We start from the raw sequence: 19261 nt of genomic DNA on the forward strand, positions 1-19261 counted from the left end.
CTTTGGCTAGACCTGCCCACCACGGGCGCCTCGACGCTGACGACCTCTCCGCGCGATTTCCGCGATTCGTGGGTGCCGAGGAGCCGAACGCAGTGTCCTCCAGGACCATGAGCAGGTTGCGGTTGGCCCGGGTGACCGATGGTGGCGAGAACGTTGTGCGTGCCGAAAACTGCGTCCATGCAGGTTAAGCCGCCGGCCTGAGCGCCGTTTTAACAGTCGTCTCAGGTTCGCTCGGTATGAAGTAGGCATCGCCGGGCGAGGCGGGTCTCGGCCCCGCATCGGACGGCGGCTGGACCGTCTACGCGACCCTGAAAGGCAGCCATTCATGATCTCTGTGCTCGTGGCGGACTCCCAGCCGCTGCAGCGCTTCGGGTTTCGCATGCTGCTGGAGAGCACCTCCGACACCGAGATCGTCGGCGAGGCCGAGAACGGCGCCGAGGCCGTTCGGTGGACCACCAGGATGCGTCCCGACGTGGTGCTGATGGACGTCCTCATGCCGGGCGTCGACGGGATCGAGGCCACCCGGCGCATCGTCGCCGCCGGTGGGCGTTCGCGGATCCTAATGCTGACGACGTTCGACGTGGACCGGTACGCGCTCGCCGCGCTGCGGGCCGGAGCGAGTGGTTTCCTCCTGAAGGACATCCGCCCGGAGGAGCTGCTCGCCGGCATCCGGGCCGTCGCCGCCGGGGACGCGGTGATCGCGCCGGCGCTGACTCGGCGGCTGCTCGACGCGTTCGCCGACCGGCTCGGCGATGACCTCTGCGGGCCCGTGCGAAAGGATCCCCGGCTGGACTCCCTGACCGGCCGCGAGCGCGAGATCCTCGTCGCCATCGGCCAGGGCCTCACCAACGGCGAGATCGCGCAACGGTTCACGCTGTCGGAGTCGACGGTGAAGACCCACGTCGGGCGGGTCCTCGCCAAGATCGGCGCACGGAACCGGATCCAGGCCGTCATCCTCGCCTACGACCTGAGGCTCGCCCTGCCGATTTAGCGTGAGTTGGTTTTCCCGAACGGTGATGCCGTGCTGATCGACCAGTGCCGCCGCCACTATCCCTGGGGCGAACGGCCCGCCGAGTTCCGGCGGGCCGCCGACACCTTTCTAGGCGGTCACGACCGAGTCGCCGCTGATCTTCACCGGGATCGGGGTCAGGCCGGTGGTCGCCGGCCCTTTCTTCCTGTCGCCGGTCGCGGCGTCGAAGACGCTGCCGTGGCCGGGGCATGTGATAGTGCCGCCCGCCGGTGGGGAAACGATGACGCCCGCGTGCGGGCAGACCGGGTTGAGCCCTTTGACCTCGTTCTCCGATGGCCGGACGATCAGGACTTTGCCTGACGGTCCGTCCACGATCGCGCCGCTGCCGACCGGGACGTCGGCCAGCTTGGCCAACGGCCTGCCACCGGAGCCGGAGGATTCTCCGGCGGGCGGGTTGGCGGCGGGCGTCCCGGACGAGCAGGCGGCCAGGGAAACCGGTGCGACCAGACCGGCTAGCAGGCCGCAGACAACCGTGCGGCGTGTTGGATCTGGCAAGACGATGCCTCCTGAGCGCGAACAGTGGTGTTTTTCGGCGTCTTGACCTCAGTGAGCTCACACACGTTCGACGCTTCGTCAGGACTTGCGGGGGGAGACCGTCATGATGCCCGTGCACATCTCGTCGCTGGTGCCGTCGCCCCACACCACGTAGCGCGGCGGCAGCTTGCTCAGCTGCGGCAGCAGTTTGCGCAGCCCCGCGTCGTGCGTGCACGTCACCCGCAGCGTGTCCCCCGGACCGATCTCCACCGGCTCCGGCAGCTTCACCAGCCGCTGGTTGTCGAAGTCGAACTGCGGCACGTCCAGCACGACCTTGGCGTTCGGCTTGCCAGGGTTGAGTTCGACCTTGATGGCCCGCCCGAGCAGGTGCATGTGCCCGAAACCGGCGAACAGCGTCATCGGCGCCGGCACCTCCTGGTCGCAGGTCTGGGTGTCACCGGGCTTCGGCGCGCTCTGGCCGCACTCCTCCAGCTGCTCGTCCGCGGTGCCGCCGACCTCCGGCCCGAACCGCTTCGTCACGTCCGCGATCGAGGCCGCCCGGTCACAGAGCGGACCCGACTCGTCGGCGGTGCATGGCAGCTCGGTCGGCGCGTCGAGCGGGAACGTGTCGAGTTCCCGTGTCTGCGGCGTGCCGTCGGTCAGCCGCAGCCGCACCGCGGAGCGGTCCGACCCGGCTGGCTTGCCGTCGGTCGTCAACAGGTTGTAGTGCATCTGGAGGATGATCAGGCTGCCCGGCTCCAGCTTGAAGCCGACGTCCTGGGTGAACAGCGTCTCCGTGGCGCCCGGCGCCCAGGTGTCCACCCACGTCGCGCCGGGGTGGGCGCTCTCGTCCTCGCTCTCCACGTCGGCGCCGACCACGCCGGTCCCGCCGAAACACTGCCAGCCGAGGCCGGGGATCTTCGCGTCCTGTGCGCGCACGAGGGCAGCGCCGGCCGGCGGCACCGCGTACACGATGGCGTGGTGCGCGATGGTGGCGTTCTCCGGCATGACCTGGGTTCCGGTCACGAACGCCGCCTTGGTCAGGCCCGGATCGATCACCTGGCACCGGTATTCGTCCGTGCCGCCGCCCTCCGGCGGCGCGGGCGTGTAGGCCTCGGCCATCTTCAGGTCGAGGAACCGCTCGCCGGCGCGCAGCGGCTGCGGCGGAGCCGATGACTGGCCCGCGTGCGCGTGGTGCGAGCCGGTCGCGGCGGGCGCCGCACTGTTGTCGGCGCCAGACCCGCAGGCGACGACAGCGAACGCCGTCGCCAGCGCCGTGGTGGCCGCCGCGAGCCTCCACAGTGGACTATGAGGTTTCGTCATAGCCCAACGCTAGGCCCGATTCCGTCCCGTTTCGTCGTACTGCGGTCGTCATCCTCGGGAGGGAGGTGGTACCACGGTACTTCTCTCCGGAGCGCCGTTTCGGCACCCGCACGAGAATCAAGGCCCGTCGCAACTGGCCGGGGCTGGGGTCAGCGCACCGCGGTGTCCTCCCCGACGGTGAGCCGCGCGATCGGGGCGGGCGGGGCCGCAGCCGGAAGGTCGACCCGGAGCAGCGCGCCACCGCGTGAGGAGCGGGCGACGGTGGCCCGGCCGCCGTGGGTGTCGACGACCCGCTGCACGATCGACAGCCCCAGACCGGATCCCGGCAACGCCCGTGCGCTGTCCGCACGGTAGAACCGGTCGAACACCCGCGGTACGTCCGCGGCGTCGATGCCCGGCCCGGCGTCGTCGACCTCGAGCACCGCCGACGCGCCCTCGGCACGGAGCCGGACCTGGACCGGCTGGTCCGCGGGAGACCACTTGCCGGCATTGTCGATGAGGTTGAGCACCGCCCGCTGGAGCGCAGCGGGACGCCCGCTCACCCACACGGACGTCACGTCGAGCGCGACCTCGATGTCGGGCACGCGGGAACGAGCACGGGCCGCGGCGGCCACCACCACGTCGGCGAGGTCGAGCAGTTCGGCGCTCTCGTCGCTGACGTCACCGCGCGCCAGGTCGGTCAGCTCGGCGGCAAGGGTGCTCAACTCGGCCATCTGGGCGCCGAGATCGTTGAGCAGCCGGGTCCGGCTCTCCGCCGGCAGTGCGCTGTCCAGGGTGCCGCGCCGATCGAGCCGGACCAGCAGTTCGATGTTGAGGCGCAGGCTGGTGAGCGGGGTCTTGAGCTCGTGGGCGGCGTCCTCGGCGAGCAGCCGCTGGGCCCGCCGGGAGTCCCTGAGCGCGGCGAGCATGTCGTTGATCGACTGGATCAGCCGCCGGATCTCCCCGCCGCCCTCATCCGGGATGTCGGCGTCTAGATCCCGGGTGTGCGCGACACGGACCGCGGCGGCGGTCAGCCGGTCGATCGGTGCCAGCCCGGTCCGCGCCACGGCCCGCCCGACAAGGGCGCCGCTGACCACGCAGAACAGCCCGATCAGCAGCATGCCCAACCCGAACCGGTTGATCGGGCTGTCGTCGGCGACGCGGGCCACCTGGACCGCGCCGTCGCCCGCCCGCAGCGTGTACACGAGGTAGCCGTCGTCGTCGCTGTCGCCCGACTCCATCAGGTCGGCCGACGCGCCCTGCGCCACCCGCCCGGCGTGCTCGCTGACCGGGGGCAGCGCGGGTTGGCCCTCGGGCGTCCGGATCGAGCCGTCGGGCAGGATGACCCGCACCAGCCGACCGGATCCGGGATACGGCGGTAGCTCGACCTGCGCCAGACCGGCGCGCTCCGCGCTCGTCGCCAGGACGCGGGAGTCGGCACGCAGCTGATCCTCCGCGGTGTCCCGCAGCTCCCAGGCCAGCAGCTCGCTGGCCACCTGGAAGGTCACGAACACACTGACCGCGATGGCCGTCGCCGCGATCACCGTCAGCCTGGTCCGCAGAGACCGCCGGCGCCACCAACGGGTCAGCCGGCCGGCTGACCTGCTCACGGAGGAGTCTCCCGCAACGTGTACCCCAAGCCGCGCAGCGTGTAGATCAATCGCGGCTCGCCCTCGGCCTCCATCTTGCGGCGCAGGTAGCTCACGTACACCTGGAGGTTGTTGGAGGTGACGCTCATGTCGAATCCCCAGATCGCCTCGAACAGCGCGCCTCGGGTCAACACACGGGTCGCGTTGCACACGAGGACCTCCAGCAGGGAGAACTCGGTACGGGTCAGGTGGAGCGGCCGCCCGCCCCGCCACGCCTCGAACCTGTCGGGATCGACCCGGACGTCGGCGAACGTCAGGATCTGCGACTCGTCGCCGCCCGGCGCGCGGCGGCGCAGCAGAGCCCGGACCCTGGCCAGCAACTCCTCGGTGGCGAACGGCTTGGGCAGATAGTCGTCGGCGCCCGCGTCCAGCCCCGCGACCCGGTCGAAGACCTGATCCCGGGCGGTCAGCATCAGCACCGGCAGATCCCGGCCCGCCGCCCGCAACCGCCGGCAAGTCTCCAACCCGCCGAGGCGCGGCATCATCACGTCGAGGATCAGCAGATCCGGCGCGTCGCCACCGACCCCGTCGAGCACGGCGAGACCGTTGGCGACGGTGCTGGTGTCGTAACCCTCGACCTGGAGCACCCGCTCCAGCGACTCGCGGATGGCCGCCTCGTCATCCGCGATCATGATCCGCACGCCGGCCCGCCCCCTCCAGTCGATGCTTTTGCCGCTCATCCTCTCCGATCAACCTGAGGCCAGGATTAGAACGGCTCCACTCCCCTGGGCCGCATCACGGGCGCCGAACCACCTTCCGAATGCCGGAACAGCCCGCTACCTGCCGCACACGCGACGCCCGCGCAAGCATTGAGTCAGCTGGCGTGCTGGTTGATCCAGTGGCGCAGCACAGTCAAGTCGATCAGGGGTGGCCGGTCCTGGGCGCAGTCCTGCGCGCCGGCAACCCGGCTGGGAACGAGTCCGATCAACGAGAAGCCGTCCTCGGTGACCAGCGGGCCGCCCTCGTCACCGAAGCAGGGACCGCCGCCGTTCGCGTAGGTCGCGCAGAGTCGGTCCCCCTCACCGCCGCACGCCGACCGCGGCTCGATGAGGGCCTTCACCTGTTGTAGTTCTGTGCTCGGGCCACCGCACCCTGCGGTCGGGCAGTTCTGGCCCCAACCCAGCACCTTGCCCTTCTCACCCTCTTGCAGCGGCTGTTCGGCGACGTGCATCGGAACGACGCCGACATGCTTGCTCAGCTCGACGAGCGCCACGTCGCTGGTGGGATGCGGAAGGATGCGGACAGCGGACACGAGTTCACCGCGGCTCGCGTGGTACCTGGACCCGATTCGAACGTTGATCGACTCGGATGTTCTGCCTTGCACGCACTGCTTCGCGGTGAGGACCCAGGTTTCCTCGATGACCACACTTCCGCAGAGGTGCCGTGACGGTTCTGTGCCGGCAGCTTCCTGCACAGAGCCCACGTAGTAGATCTGAGTGCCCGGTGTGGTTCCCTGGATGGCGGCTTGTGCAGGGGCAGCGGGGATCGTGGCGAGCAGCACCATGGCCACCAAGGCGGACAACAGTTTCACAGACCAGCTCCTGTCTGACTATCCTCTACAGTGGACAGTTGGCGGCGGACGGCATCGACTTCCGGAACGCCGGTCCCGGCGTAAAGGGTCAGTGCGTTGTGCCAGTGCCGCCGGGCCTCGGCCTTCTGGTCCAGGGCGCGATGCGCGTGTGCCAGGCCGTCGTGAGCGCAGGCCTGCTGATATCGATCACCGGTGTCCTCGGCCATTGCCAGCGCTTCCCGGTGGTGGTCGAGTGCGCGAAGCGGTTCGTCGGCGAGCCGGCCCAGTTCGCCGAGGCCGTTGAGTGCTTCGGTTTGCAGGCCTCGGTTTCCGGTGTCGAGTCCTACGGAGAGCGCGTTGTGCAGGTTGGCTGCGGACTCCGCGAACCGGCCCAGATCGGCCAGGAGCAGCCCCAGGCCGAGCGTCGTGTATCCCTCCAGGCTCCGGTTGGCCGTGTCCGCGGCGATCACGACAGCTTGCTGGAAGTGATCGAGCGCTTCTTCCGCACGACCGAGCCGGCGGTAGCCGAACCCCAGGCTGTGCAACGCATATCCGCGACCGGCCACGTCGTCGATCTGTTCGGCGACGGTCAAGGCCTTTCTGTGCTGGACGACCGCCTCGTCGTACCGGCCCAGCCGTTCGTGGACGATGCCGAGGTTGTTGGCCGAGCGGCACTGGCCGATGCGGTTCGCGGTCCGCACAGCGATGTCGAGCGCTTGCCGGTAGTGCACGAGCGCTTTCTGGTGATCCGCCACGGCCAGGTACACGTTGCCGAGGTTGTTGTGCGTGCGTCCTTCCAACGGGAGGTCGTCGATGGACCTCGCCAGTTCCAGTGCCCTTCCGTGGTGCGCTTCGGCTTCGGCGTAGCGACCCAGTCTCTCGTAGGTCGTGCCCAGGTTGCCCAGCGCCTGACATTCCGATTCGACGTCACCGCTACTACGAGCGGTGGCGTTGGCATGGCTGTGCAATGCAAGCGCGTCGTCGTGGTAGCCGCGCAGGTCGAGGTAGCGCAACAAAGTCGTGGACAGCTCACTGGAGTGGGTGCCCGCGGTGGAAGTGGCCGTCGCCATGAGGTTTTCGCGTTCGCGCTCCAGCCATGCCATGGCTTCCGGGTAGCCCGGCAGGAACGGATCGGGGAGGTTCGCGGGAACACTCACGTGTTCGTCCCTGGGCGCGACGATGTCCATTGCCTGGGCGGCAGTGGAGAGATAGCTGTCGTACAGGCGGGTAAGAGACTCGTGTCTGCAGGCGGCGCTGTCGGTGTCAACGGCAAGCTCGGCGGCGAACGTGCGCAACAGGTCATGCATCCGATACCGGCCAGGCTGTTGCTGGTGCAGGAGATGCAGGTCGACCAGTTCCTCCAGCAAACTTTCCGTCTCTTCCACGCCGGCAGCGATGAGGGCGGCGGCCGGGTACACGTCGAAGTCGGCACCGGGATGCAGGCCCAGCAGCCGAAAAAGTCGTTGTTGGGTCTCGGTGAGCTGGCGGTAGGACAGCTGTAGCGCGGAGGCCACACTGCGGTCGCCGGTCACCAGCTCGCTCAGTCGCTGCCGTCCGGTCGTCAGGCGTTGGACCAGGTGCCCAACCGTCCACACCGGACGGGAACGCAACCGCGCCGCCGCGATCCTGATCGCCAGCGGGAGATGTCCGCACAGGCCGACCACTTCTCCGACGGCCTCCGGCACCTGCCGCTGGTCTCCGAGGACCTTGGTGAACAGGGCCATCGCCTGGCGGTGGGGCAGCACGTCCAACGACAGCGTGCGGGCAGACTCCAGGTCGGTGAGTCTTCGTCTGCTGGTGATCAGCGCCAGGCAGCCAGGACCGCCGGGCAGCAGTGGGCGGACCTGGGCAGCGCTGGCAACGTTGTCGAGAATCAACAGGGCCTTGCGCCCCGCGAGTTGGGCTCGCCACAACGCGGCGCGTTCTTCCAGCCCGACCGGAATGCGCTCGCCCGCTACCCCCACCGAACGCAACAACGTGCCGAGGGCCGTTTCGGTCTCTGTGGGTTGCCGGTCGGCTGTGTGCGCGTGCAGGTCGATGAACAGCTGTGCGTCCGGATAACGTTCGGCGAGGCGGTGGGCGGCATGCACAGCGAGGGCGGTCTTGCCGACACCGGCCATGCCGTCGATCGCGGCGATGACCATCGTGGAGCCGGCAGGGCCGCAGACGGCGTCGAGCAGGTGCGCGAGCTCCTCGTCGCGGCCGGTGAAGTCCATGACGTCGTGGGGCAGGGCGTGCACCGGAGCGTCCGCGACCGGCTGCAGCTGACGTGGCACGGGTGTGTGGTCCAGGGCGCGGTCGGTGCGCAGGATCTGCTCGTACAGCAGCCGCAGCGACATGCCGGGGTCGACGCCGAGTTCCTCGGCGAGCAGCTCCCGCAGCCGCCGGAAGTGGGCGAGCGCGTCGGCCTGTCGCCCGGCGCGGTACAGCGCGAGCATCAGCTGGCCCGCCAGCCGTTCGTCCAGTGGCCGTTCGGCCGCGTGGGCGGTCAGTTCGGGCAGCAGCGATCCGTGTTCGCCACGCCGCAGCCGCACGTCGGTGTGGTCCAGCTCGGCCGCCACGCGCTCGGCCTCCAGGCGTTGCCGCATTTCCACGAGCCAAGGCCTGTCGAGGCCGGTGAACGCCTCGCATCGCCACAGCCCAAGGGCTTGCTCCCACTGCTTCTGCGCGACGAGCCCGCGGAACCGGTGCAAGTCGACCGCCGTCTCGTCCACCTCGAGGACGTAGCCGCCGCTGCCGTGCCCGATCTCCGCCTCTCCCCCGGCCAAAGCCCTGCGCAGCCGGGACACGTAGGTCCGCAGCGTCTGCTTGTTCCCGCCGCGCTCACCCCACACCCGGTCGACCAGCTGGTCGGCTGACACCGGGCGGTTGGCCTCCACCAGCAGCACCGCGAGCACGCACCGCTGCTGCGCGGTCCCGATGTCCACCCGCTCGCCGTCGACCCACGCCTGCACGTCGCCGAGCACACGAAACTCCACCGACATCGGTGGCCCCCTCAACGTCTCCCCGCCACAGGGTCTAGCAGGACCGCCGACCGGAATCAACCTTTCGTCAACGCTCGAACACCAGACTTTCGCCAGAACACGACACAAGTGAGGGGGGACCCATGAGAAACCGAGTCCTGTTGTTCGCCGCAGCCGTCCTGGCCACATTGGGCCTGGCCGCCGTCCCGTCCGCCGGAGCCGATCCGACGGCGACCGCCTCGGCGACCAGGCAGCAGGTCACCGGCCAGGACGCTCAAGCCGGCTGTTCGGTGAGCAGGTACGGCTACGGGGGCACGGCCATGTGCGGGACTCACATCCTGGACGTCAACTGGAACCCCGGTGGCACCGCACGCCTGGAGAGCTTCGTGATCTCCACCAACCGCACGATCTGGCACGCGTGGCCGGGCAGCGGCGGCTGGAAGGTGATGCCGGGCAACGGCCACGCCGACGACACCGACGACGCCTGGTGGTCCGGCGGGAACCGCATTTTCTCCGTGTGGGTGACAGGTAGCGGGTACTGGTGCACGACGGACCCGGCAGGGACCGCGTCGTGGAACGGCTGGCGCCGCTGCTGATCTGAGGCGAGGTCAGGGCCGCGCTGGTGGCCCTGACCTGATCGTCCGACGAGCTGGAGCGGAGCAGGTTGTGGACCTGAGGGTCACTTCTGGAGTTTCTCGCGGCGCTCCTGCTGGCGGTGGCCGTACGCGGCGTTGCGCACCGCCTCGTCGCTCTCCAGCCGCGCACCGAGCGCACCGGCCACGGTCGCGACCGACGCGGCGAGCCACGCCATGCCCAGGTGGTCGCCAACGGCCGGTGGATGGCCGATCTGCTCTGCCAGCACGGACGGTTCGAGCACGAGCAAGGCCGACGCGAGCACCACCACGAACAACGCCACGTACAGCGTGGAGATGCCCAGCACCAGGGTGACCACGGTGGTGAGGTTGTACAGCCGCGCCCGTTCCTTCCCGACCGCGTCGGACGGGCGCTCCCACAGCTTGTGGGTGACGATCAGCCACACCACCATGGCCGTGATCGACAACAGCGTCGCCGCCACCAGCCTGACCACGCTCGAGTGGGTGCCGAGCATCCACATGGTCGGGCTGATCAACGTGTACGCGCCCGTTCCCAGCGCGGCGACGAGCACGCTGGACAGCCCCATCGCGAGCCGCCACGGCCGGTTCGCCCTCACCATGCCCGCGAACAGTCGCAACCGGCCGCGCAGCCCTGGAGCCACGAACCGCACACCGATGTCATCTGTGGGTGAGTCCACCCGCCGCGCAAGCCGTGCAATAGGGACTTCACGGTTCCTGAGTTCGGCAACGACAGCACTGACAACGTCACCCGTCCTGCGGTGCAGACCCCAACTACCCAGTGCTGGAAGTGACGCCACAGCCAGCCCGTCGTCGGCGCTGGCGTCGGCCACCACAGGGTCGGTGCCGGCTCTGCGGGGCAGGTCCGTCAGGCACACCCACAGGTCGCAGCGCTCCTCCACGACCTGGTCACGCACCGCCTGCACCACGTGCCGCACGGAGCCGTGCTCATCGGCGGCGAACTGGTCGCAAACGGGCACCACCCGCCATTCGACGTCGCCGTCGACGTCACGGCTCAGCCGCTGCGGCAGATCTTCGGCCAGGTCCTCCACGATGTCGGTCGCCAGCCCGGGATCGGCGAGCAGACCGAGCACAACGGTCTCCTGCATGCACCATCGAGTACCCCAGGGGAACTCGGATATTCGCCCGGAACCTGCTTGCGAGCGCCCTTGCCGCAGGCGAGCGGTCAGCCGAGACCGAGCACGGCAGCGCGGTCGGCCATCGTCGCCGTCTCCCGCGCCATTGCCGCGTTCGTCAGACACCCACCGCACCACGGAATCGCCTGCACGACACCCTCTCGCGACGCCACGTACAGGGTGTCACCGCCTCGGACGCGGCCCGGATGATCTTCGAGACCGTGCCCGGAGTGCGGGCGGGACAGTTCAGCGCCGCTGTGGATGGCTCGATCTACCACCTGATTCCGCGGCGGTGCGCGACGAAGTGGCAGAATAATGCGGCCGGCATGGGGATCATCGACGCGCTGGGCGGCGTCGGCGGGTTTCCGATCACCAGTGCGTTCGCCGCCTCGCTGCACGGCGGTGGAACGAGGCGTTCGTCCGGAGCGCCTCCGCCTCGCCGAGCGTCCGCTCGACACTGTTCCAGCGGTCACCGACCACGAGAGGTAGCGGTCATAGATTGGCGAACGCGATTTGTCAGCCTGGCCCGACACACGTAGACGAGCTCACGCGCGAGATCAACACAGTTGTGGTGCGTACACCCGAGTGCCCCGCCGAGTTCGGCGTCAAGGTCACCATGGTCCAGCCGGGCGGCTGCTGGACCGACCTCTACGCCAGCGCCGCGGCCGCCGGCCTGGAGACCTCGTCCGGCTGGGAACGGACCAGCCGCGCGGCGGAGACGGCCATCCTGGCCCCGACCACCCGGCCTTCCTGATGGACGTGACCGTTCTCGGCAGCTGCGGTGCCTACCCGGAGCCCGGCCGGGCGTGCAGCGGCTTCGCGGTGGAGACCGCCGGGTTCCGCCTGGTCCTGGACCTCGGCTACGGCACGCTGCCGCGGCTGATGGAGCTGTGGCCCGACAGGGTGGACGCCGTGGTGATCACTCACGAGCACCCGGACCACTGCGCCGATCTGCACGCGCTGTTCCGCGCCTACCACTACGGCCGCCGCGGTCGCCTGCCGCTGTACTGCCCCCTGGGCGTACTGGACCGACTACAGGGCCTCGAGCCGGAGGTCGAGCTGCGCGAGGTTTTCGACGTCTTCGAGCTGCCCGGCAGCTACGAGGTCGGACCGTTCCAGTTGACCGGTCTCGACCTGCCCCACTTCGTACCGAACGCGGGTGTCCGGCTGGTCGCGGATCGAGTGCTCGCCTACACCGGCGACACGGGTCCCAGTCCTGCATTGGCCGAGCTCGGTCGTGCCGCGGATCTGTTCATCGTCGAGGCCACCGACCGGCCGGGCGACACCTCCGGCTTGCTGATGACATCCGTTGCCGCAGGCCAGTGGGCCGCACGGGCTGGCGCACGTCGCCTGATGCTGACCCACTTCTGGCCGGGAAACAACCGTGCAGCCGCCGTCGAGGCAGCCGAAGCGGAGTTCGACGGTGAGGTGCTCGCCGCATCGGAAGGCCTGACCCTGCACCTGTAGGCCGAGCGGCACCCGTCACCTGATCAAAGCCGGAATCGTCGCCGGTTCGCCGCATGTGGGCTTGAAACGACCGGGACGGCGCGAACGACTGCTCAAGTAGCGCACCGACTCGCGGCGGGACTGGATCATGACGGCAGAGGCGAGATTCCGGAAGTTCCACGTCGCGGTGTCCTACTCCCGCACGGATCAGGAAACCGTCAGCGGGGTCGTGTACGCACTGAAGGCTCGCGGAATCAGGGTTTTCCACGATCGCACCGAGAAGACACTGACCTGGGGACTGGCACTCAACGAGCGGCTGAGCCAGATCTACCGCGAAGACGCGTGCTGCTGCCTGATGTTCTTGTCCCGCAACTACTTCGTTGGCGACTACACCAAAGTGGAGTTCGAGGCCGCACTAATCAGGCGGCGTTCGCAGCCGGACTACGTCCTGCCGGTGCGGCTCGACGGCACGGACATTCCCAACGCCGTCCGCGACGTGGCCTATCTCGAACTCGAAGGCTACGAGGCGACGGCCGAGCTCGTCCTGGCGAAACTTCGCGAGTTCGGTGTCGTCGACCTGCCCACCCCAGGCCGCGTCCCGTCCGCGCAGGCTGCCTCGGACTATCCGACCTCCATGCCGGGATTCGAGCGAACCCATCTGCGTGAGCTCAAGGTCGTGACGAACTCGCACCTGGTGGCCCGGTGCTGGGAACTGTCGCCCCACGCGGACGCCGAGCAACGGGCGCTGCTCAGCCGGGACCTGAAGCGCGAGATCTCCTATCGGCTGCACCTGAGCTCCGGGCCTGCGTACACCGCATGGCGGGCCGACGAGCGGACCGTCTTCCTCGCGACCTTGCCGGGCATCAGCTTGCACCCTCAGAAGACCTACGAACTTCGGCTCTTCGACGACCGGATCGTCATCAGTGCGGAATGGATCGCCACGAGCCCGGAGTGGGCTCCGATCCCCCCAGGGCAGGCGATCGCCGAACACCTCTCCGGTCTGATGGCCGACCGCAAGGGCTGTGACATGGCGCGCGAAGGAACCTTGAAGATCCTCGCCGACCGCGGCGCGCACTTCGACTTCCCGGTCGGCCAGCCAGGGGCCGGCGCTGAGCCACTGTGCCGTTGGCGCGCTGAGGAGCCCCGGGGCATCGCCTTCGACCTCGATCGAGATCCGCTCCTGGTGGGTCCCTCCATCGACTTCTTCGGCACCGTTTACCACGTCCCGACCGGAACAGCGATGGCTGTCTACCGCGTGCAAGGGGGATGGTCGGACCCGGCTTTGCACGAGCTTCATGAATCCTTCGACGCAATGCTGCCGGATCGGCAGGTGATCAAGGCGATCCGCTACGGCGTCCGGCGGATCTGCGTGTACCTCGGCAACATCAGGAGTTACCTGCAGGCTCCCGAGAATCGGCAGGATCCGGACAAGGCCGATGCCACCCGGACGATGCAGCTGAGCGCTGCGGCACTTGCGCGGATGCTCGCGAAGGAGCGCGCGGTCCCACTCGGACCTCATGCAGCTGCTGTCGCGCTGTCAGAACCTCCCCACAACGCCTGGGCGGCGTTCCTTCGCGCCGAGGACGAACTCGGCGACGCGGAATACGCCCCAGCTGAGGACGCCACATCACTCGATCTGGGTGCAGCCGTTTGGACGAAGCTCCGGCAATCCACGTCGGTCGACGTGGATTTGGCTCGGTTCAGGTTCGAAGACGTCGTGTCCAATGACCAACTTGTCCGGTACATCGACGACCGCGAGCGTGGAGCAACGCCCGTCTAGCGTCTGTCGCCCGAAAAGTCATCGCTGCTCCGAGCGGGGATGACTTTCCGGGCGGTACGGCATCGGCTACGCCGCGGATGGGCCCTGTTCGAGCCGCAGTCAGTGCGGCAGGACGAGCCGGTTGGCGATGTCGTACAGGTCGGCCTGCGGTATCCGGCCGGCGATGACGACCGGGGCTCCCCCAATCGCGTCGAGGACCCACAACTGGTGGTAGCCGTTCTCGTCGACGTAGCGCGTCGCGTGGCCCTGCACGGGTTGTCCCGGCGTGCCGGTCGGCTCGCCGACGACAGCGCTGTTCACGAAGACCGTCGGGTGCACGGTGCACGTGCCCAGCGAGTAGCTCGTGTTGGTCCCCGGCTTGGTCCCTTGCGCGGCCGGGGCCCCGTCCAGGCCCTGGTCGACGCTGAAGGCGCAGATTCGCATCCCGTCGGGCAGGTCGCGCAGGCCGTACGCCGGGGTGACGGTCGTCGTGCCCGGGAACTGGATGTTCTCCGCGATCCGGCGGCCGGCGTCGATGAGTTGCTGCGCGGGCGCGTTGCTGCCCGGCGCGGCGGACACGTTCACGTACATCGAACCGCCGTCGGGGTGCGCCACGTACAGCTCGTACCCACCTGGCCCGGTGGACACCGAACTCTCGACCCCGCGCTGCCCGTTGATCGTCACGGACGTGCCCGGACCCGACTTGAACATCGCCTGGTCCACCGGCATCATCCGGAACTGCTGGACGTCGACCTCCAGGACCTGGCCATCGGCAGTGACGGTCAGCATGTACTCGCCGCCGTACAGGGGCGCGGCCGGGTTGGCCGCGGTGGACCCGACGTTGATCCGGTGCACCCGGTAGGCGACTGAGCCCGGCGGGAGCCAGCCGAGGGAGTAGGGCATCTGCAGACCCGCCGCGGCCTGGCCGGTAGGGGCAGGGGTTTGGCTGCCTTGAGAGCCGTTGGCGGTGGCAATCGTCTGGGACTGCTCCACGGGATCCGGCCGGTTCAGCACCACGGCGGTGACCGCGCCGAGGGTCAGCACGGTCGCCCCGGCGGCGACCGCCAACGGCCGGCTCAGCCCGGAGCGCCTGCTGTCGATGCGTTGGCGCGCCGCGGCGAACACCGCGTCGCTGTCGGGCGCGTCGTGTTCGCGCGCCGTGAAGGTGTCCTTGATCAGGTTCTCGATGTTCATCACGTCTCCCTGGCCTCCGCCATCTGCTCGATGGCCAAGCCGTTTCGCAGTGCGGCCAATGCCTTGTGGGCGTGTGCGCGGACGGTGGCCTGGGCGCAGCCGAGCAGCCCGGCGATCTCGGAATCGGGCAGCTGCTCGTAGTACCGCAGCACCACCACAGCCCGCTGGCGCTTGGGCAGCCGCGCCAAGCGCTGCCACATGTCCTCGCGCGCGGCGTGGTCCGACGCGAAATCGTCCGCCCGTGCCTCGTCGGGAAGGTCACCCGACGTGATCACACGTGCGGACCAGCTATGTCGCCAGGACAGGTAGCCGTTGGTCACCATCCGCAGCACGTACCGGTCGGGGTGATCCGTGCCGCTGATCCGGGACCAGTGCCGGTACGCCTTGACCAGCACGTCCTGCACCAGATCAGCCGCCTGCTCCCGCTGGCCCGTGAGCATCGTCGCGTACCGCAGCAACCGCGGTAGTTGCGCTCGGGCGAAGTCGTCGTAGTCAGCCATCACTCTTGAAGACTCAGCTCGACGGCGAACCGTTTACCGGCTTCGGCGAATAAACAGGTTGACCCACTCAACGAGTCATAGAGGCAAGGGGAAACACCAGCCGACGTCACAAGGGGCGATCTGTGCGCAAACGCGGTTTCATCCATGCGGCGGTCTTCGCCGTGGTGGCCACCGGTGTGGCCGTCTTACCGGCAGCCGCGCAGCAACCCACACCGGCGCCGGCCGAGGCGCCCAGGACGGTCACGCTGATCACCGGCGACAAGGTGACCGTGACCAGGAAGGACGGCTCCTGGGACGCGAAGATCCAGCCGGCCGCCCGGCTCGGGCCGGTGCGGTTCATCAAATCAGTCAGCGCCAAGGGCGTCACGGTGATCCCATCGGTCGCCGAGCCGCTGATCAGGGCGGGCAAACTGGATCGCAAGCTGTTCGACGTGACAGGCCTGATCGGCCTGGGCTACGACGACGGCCACACGTCTGAGATCCCGCTGCTGGTCGAGTCCAAAGGCGCCCGGACGCTCGGCAAGATCACCCGTGAACTGCCGTCGGTCGAGCTCTCCGCGGTGGCCACGCCGAAGAACAAGGCCGCGGAACTGTTCGACAAGGCCGACGCGGGCAAGATCTGGCTCAACGGCAAGGTTCATCCATCACTGGATGTGAGCGTGCCGCAGGTCGGCGCGCCGGCCGCCTGGCAGGCCGGGTACACCGGCGAGGGCGCGACCGTCGCGGTCCTCGACACCGGCTACGACCCGAAACACCCTGACCTGGCCGGGATCGTGAAGGGCGAGAAGGACTTCACCGGCGAAGGCATCGTCGACAACGTGGGGCACGGCACGCACGTGGCCTCGACCGTCGCCGGCCGTGGCTCCAAGTACACCGGCGTCGCCAAGGGCGCGGACCTGCTGATCGGCAAGGTCTGCCAGACAGGCGGCTGCCCGTTCGACGCAATCCTCGCGGGCATGCAGTGGGCCGCGGACAGCGGCGCCAAGGTCGTGAACATGAGTCTGGGTGGCGGGCCCGGCGACGGCGTCAGCGACCCGCTGGAGATCGCGGTCAACCGGCTCTCGGCCGAGAAGGGCACGTTGTTCGTGATCGCGGCGGGCAACTACGGCCAGCGGACGCCGGTCTCGAGCCCGGCCTCCGCAGACGCCGCGCTGGCCGTGGCCAGTGTGAGCAAGCAGGACAAGTACAGCTTGTTCTCGCAGCCCGGACCGCGGTTCAAGGACTACGCCGTCAAACCGGACGTCGCCGCGCCCGGTGAGGACATCGTGGCCGCACGGGCCGAGGGCACGCTCGCCGACCGCGCTGTCGACGAGCATTACGCGCGGCTGAGCGGCACCTCCATGGCGACGCCGCACGTGGCTGGTGCCGCGGCGATCCTGGCCGCGCAGCATCCGGACTGGACCGGCCGGCAGATCAAGGCCGCGCTGATGGGCAGCGCGACCCCGATCGACGCCACGATCTACCAGCAGGGCGCCGGCCGGCTCGATGCGGGCCGGGCGTCCAGGCAGACGATCATCCCCAGCACGGGGAGCCTGAGCCTCGGTTTCGTGCGGTGGCCGCACAGCCAGCCCGCGCTGACAAAGCAGATCATGTACCGGAACACCGGCAGCGCACCGGTTTCGCTGCGGCTGAGCATGGACGTCCCGGCGTTCCGCACGAACGTCGACCAGGTCACGGTGCCCGCCAACGGCGAGGCCACGGTGTCGGTCACCTTTGACCACTCCGCCGCGCAGATCGGTGTCTACGGCGGCAGGCTCGTTGCCAAGAGCGACGCCGGTGACGCGGTGATCCAGACGCCGGTCGGCGCGTACAAGGAACCGGAAAGCTACGACCTGACGACAAAGCTGATCGACCAGAACGGCGCTGCGCCGGCCGACGGCCTGCTGGCGAGCGCGATGTGGGTTCCGCTGGGCACTGGCCAGGACGACTTCGACCTGATCGGGAACAACAGCACCGTGCGGCTGCCCGCGGGCCGGTACGCCGTGCTGGGCACGATCCAGACCGCAGTGCCCGGTCAGCCCCTGCCGACGAGCACCAGGGTGGCCGACCCGGAGGTCGACCTGCGCAAGGACACCACGGTCACGCTGGACGCCAGGAACAGCAAGAAGGTCACCGTGCGGACCGACGAGAAGGACGCCCGCCCGATCTCCTGGACGAACGGGATGGTCGTCGACACCGGTGCGCGTGGAGTGGGCTACTACAGCCTGTCGGACTACAACGACTACACCGCGCCCACCGCCAAGCACACCAAGGAATTCCGGTACTTCGACCGGATGAAGCTCGAACGGCCACAGGTCCGGCTGACGGTCGACAAGCCCGAGTCGTTCGAGGTCCCCGTGGAGTGGATATGGGGCTCGCCGAGGCCGGCCGGCTCTCGCGCACTGTCCGCTGTGGACGTCGGGCATGCCACACCCGGCGAGATCGCCGCGGCCGATCTCAAGGGTAAACTGGCGGTGTTCACGCTCGGCGACGGTGAGGGCCTCGAGTTCAGCCCACGGGTGCGGGCGATCGCCGAGGCGGGCGCGAACTCCGCACTGTTCCACTTCTCCGGCAGCGCCGTGCGGTTGACGGAGGCACCGCCACTGCCGTTGACGGCCACGTTCAGCCCCGAGGGCGCTCGGCTGGCGAAGTCGCCGAACGCGTCCGTGACGCTGACCGGCTTGCCGCCGAGCCCGTACCGGTACGAGCTGGTGTTCCCCAGCTACGGGGACATTCCGGCTAACGTGACCTACCGGCCGCGCAACAGCGACCTGGCCACGGTGAAGACGACCTACCGGGCGCCGGTGGACGGTGTGGGTTACGGGTCGATGTTCGCCACCGACGGGAAGTACGACCTGGAGGGTGCGCTGGAGTCGACGCCGACTCCCCTTCCCCAGGAGCGGACCGAGTACTACTCCCCCGTCACTTGGGCGAACGCCGTGAGTGTGCCGGCAGGCGATGCGGCGCAGCACTACGAGGCCGCCAAGCGGACCTTCAAGCCCGGTGAAAAGGCCACTGTGGACTGGGGCAAGGCCGTGATCGGGCCGGGTGTCACCGGGCCGGTGGGCTTCTTCTCGACCGAGCCGCACCTGGCGTACCGCGCGGGCGAGAAGATCAACACCCGTCTGCCGCTGTTCTCCGACTCAGGCGGTCACTCCGGGTTCCCCGATTCCGGTGACACCGGCGACACCGTGCTTTACCTGGACGGCAAGGAGATCGCCCGCAGCGGCCAACCCGGCAGCGGGCAGTTCACGGTGCCCGTGGGCGCGGCGAACTACCGGCTCACCGCCGAGGCGAGCCGAAGCAACCCGGGATGGCCGCTGTCCACAAAGGTCAGCGCGGAATGGGGCTTCCGGTCCGGGCACACCACCGCCGCCACACCACTGCCATTGCTGTCGATCCGTTTCGACCCCGAACTCGACCTGACGAACCACGCGCCCCGCAACGCGCTGTTCCAAGTACCGTTGCGCGTCGACCGGCAGCCGGGCGCACAGGGCGGCAAGGCCGAGCCGAACAGGGTCGAGGTGTCCCACAACGATGGCCAGACCTGGCAGCGGGTGCCGGTGCTGCATGTGGGCGGCACCTGGCTGGCGGTCATCCGGAACCCGGCGTCCGGGTTCGTGTCGCTGCGCGCGAAGGCTGCGGACCAGGACGGCAACACGGTGACCCAGACGATCATCAGGGCCTACCAGGTGAACTGACCCGCGG

Annotated in this window: 16 protein-coding genes; 6 read left to right on the top strand and 10 right to left on the bottom strand. The window is 68.9% G+C overall.

Annotation, left to right across the window (positions count from 1 at the left end):
- Window positions 1–325 precede the first annotated feature (325 nt).
- On the top strand, window positions 326–991 hold the full coding sequence (locus ACWGE0_RS12970) for a response regulator (RefSeq protein WP_452261086.1): 666 nt from the start codon (window positions 326–328) through the stop codon (window positions 989–991).
- 108 nt (window positions 992–1099) lie between these two features.
- On the opposite strand, the gene ACWGE0_RS12975 is transcribed toward ACWGE0_RS12970, so the two are convergent.
- From ACWGE0_RS12975 to ACWGE0_RS13000, 6 genes are all read right to left on the bottom strand, one after another.
- Window positions 1100–1525, bottom strand: coding sequence for a Rieske (2Fe-2S) protein (locus ACWGE0_RS12975; protein WP_452261087.1), 426 nt, complete (start codon window positions 1523–1525; stop codon window positions 1100–1102).
- Window positions 1526–1603: 78 nt separating this feature from the next.
- On the bottom strand, window positions 1604–2827 hold the full coding sequence (locus ACWGE0_RS12980; protein WP_452261088.1) for a monooxygenase: 1224 nt from the start codon (window positions 2825–2827) through the stop codon (window positions 1604–1606).
- Window positions 2828–2976: 149 nt separating this feature from the next.
- On the bottom strand, window positions 2977–4416 hold the full coding sequence (locus ACWGE0_RS12985; RefSeq protein WP_452261089.1) for an ATP-binding protein: 1440 nt from the start codon (window positions 4414–4416) through the stop codon (window positions 2977–2979).
- Window positions 4413–5096, bottom strand: coding sequence for a response regulator transcription factor (locus tag ACWGE0_RS12990; RefSeq protein ID WP_452261135.1), 684 nt, complete (start codon window positions 5094–5096; stop codon window positions 4413–4415). The genes ACWGE0_RS12985 and ACWGE0_RS12990 overlap by 4 nt, the downstream gene beginning before the upstream one ends.
- A gap of 173 nt (window positions 5097–5269) precedes the next feature.
- Window positions 5270–5986: a S1 family peptidase gene (locus tag ACWGE0_RS12995; RefSeq protein WP_452261090.1), complete on the bottom strand. Its 717-nt coding sequence runs from the start codon at window positions 5984–5986 to the stop codon at window positions 5270–5272.
- Window positions 5983–8949, bottom strand: a complete 2967-nt coding sequence (locus tag ACWGE0_RS13000; protein WP_452261091.1) for an AfsR/SARP family transcriptional regulator — start codon at window positions 8947–8949, stop codon at window positions 5983–5985. Before ACWGE0_RS13000 ends, ACWGE0_RS12995 begins: the two co-directional genes overlap by 4 nt.
- A gap of 122 nt (window positions 8950–9071) precedes the next feature.
- On the opposite strand from ACWGE0_RS13000, the gene ACWGE0_RS13005 reads away from it, so the two are divergent.
- A complete protein-coding gene (locus tag ACWGE0_RS13005; RefSeq protein ID WP_452261092.1) occupies window positions 9072–9524 on the top strand; it encodes a hypothetical protein in 453 nt (150 codons plus the stop codon).
- 83 nt (window positions 9525–9607) lie between these two features.
- On the opposite strand, the gene ACWGE0_RS13010 is transcribed toward ACWGE0_RS13005, so the two are convergent.
- Both ACWGE0_RS13010 and ACWGE0_RS13015 read right to left on the bottom strand, forming a co-directional pair.
- Window positions 9608–10648 (bottom strand): hypothetical protein, encoded by a 1041-nt coding sequence (locus ACWGE0_RS13010; RefSeq protein ID WP_452261093.1) that lies wholly within the window; start codon window positions 10646–10648, stop codon window positions 9608–9610.
- Between the two features lie 77 nt (window positions 10649–10725).
- Window positions 10726–10953 carry a hypothetical protein gene (locus tag ACWGE0_RS13015; protein ID WP_452261094.1) on the bottom strand — a complete coding sequence of 76 codons (228 nt, stop codon included), beginning with the start codon at window positions 10951–10953 and terminating at the stop codon, window positions 10726–10728.
- A 293-nt stretch (window positions 10954–11246) separates the two neighbouring features.
- Between ACWGE0_RS13015 and ACWGE0_RS13020 the strand changes: the two genes are divergently transcribed.
- The 3 genes from ACWGE0_RS13020 to ACWGE0_RS13030 all read left to right on the top strand — a co-directional run bounded on the left by ACWGE0_RS13020 (window position 11247) and on the right by ACWGE0_RS13030 (window position 13901).
- Window positions 11247–11429: a hypothetical protein gene (locus tag ACWGE0_RS13020; protein WP_452261138.1), complete on the top strand. Its 183-nt coding sequence runs from the start codon at window positions 11247–11249 to the stop codon at window positions 11427–11429.
- A complete protein-coding gene (locus ACWGE0_RS13025) occupies window positions 11426–12142 on the top strand; it encodes an MBL fold metallo-hydrolase (protein WP_452261136.1) in 717 nt (238 codons plus the stop codon). Before ACWGE0_RS13020 ends, ACWGE0_RS13025 begins: the two co-directional genes overlap by 4 nt.
- A gap of 127 nt (window positions 12143–12269) precedes the next feature.
- On the top strand, window positions 12270–13901 hold the full coding sequence (locus ACWGE0_RS13030; protein WP_452261095.1) for a TIR domain-containing protein: 1632 nt from the start codon (window positions 12270–12272) through the stop codon (window positions 13899–13901).
- A gap of 99 nt (window positions 13902–14000) precedes the next feature.
- On the opposite strand, the gene ACWGE0_RS13035 is transcribed toward ACWGE0_RS13030, so the two are convergent.
- Together ACWGE0_RS13035 and ACWGE0_RS13040 are read right to left on the bottom strand one after the other, a co-directional pair.
- Complete coding sequence (locus ACWGE0_RS13035; protein WP_452261096.1) at window positions 14001–15074, bottom strand: hypothetical protein; 1074 nt, start codon at window positions 15072–15074, stop codon at window positions 14001–14003.
- On the bottom strand, window positions 15074–15574 hold the full coding sequence (locus tag ACWGE0_RS13040) for a SigE family RNA polymerase sigma factor (protein ID WP_452261097.1): 501 nt from the start codon (window positions 15572–15574) through the stop codon (window positions 15074–15076). Before ACWGE0_RS13040 ends, ACWGE0_RS13035 begins: the two co-directional genes overlap by 1 nt.
- 122 nt (window positions 15575–15696) lie before the next feature.
- Between ACWGE0_RS13040 and ACWGE0_RS13045 the strand changes: the two genes are divergently transcribed.
- Window positions 15697–19254, top strand: a complete 3558-nt coding sequence (locus ACWGE0_RS13045) for a S8 family serine peptidase (RefSeq protein ID WP_452261098.1) — start codon at window positions 15697–15699, stop codon at window positions 19252–19254.
- Window positions 19255–19261 lie beyond the last annotated feature (7 nt).

It is taken from the genome of Lentzea sp. NPDC054927 (assembly GCF_053610285.1).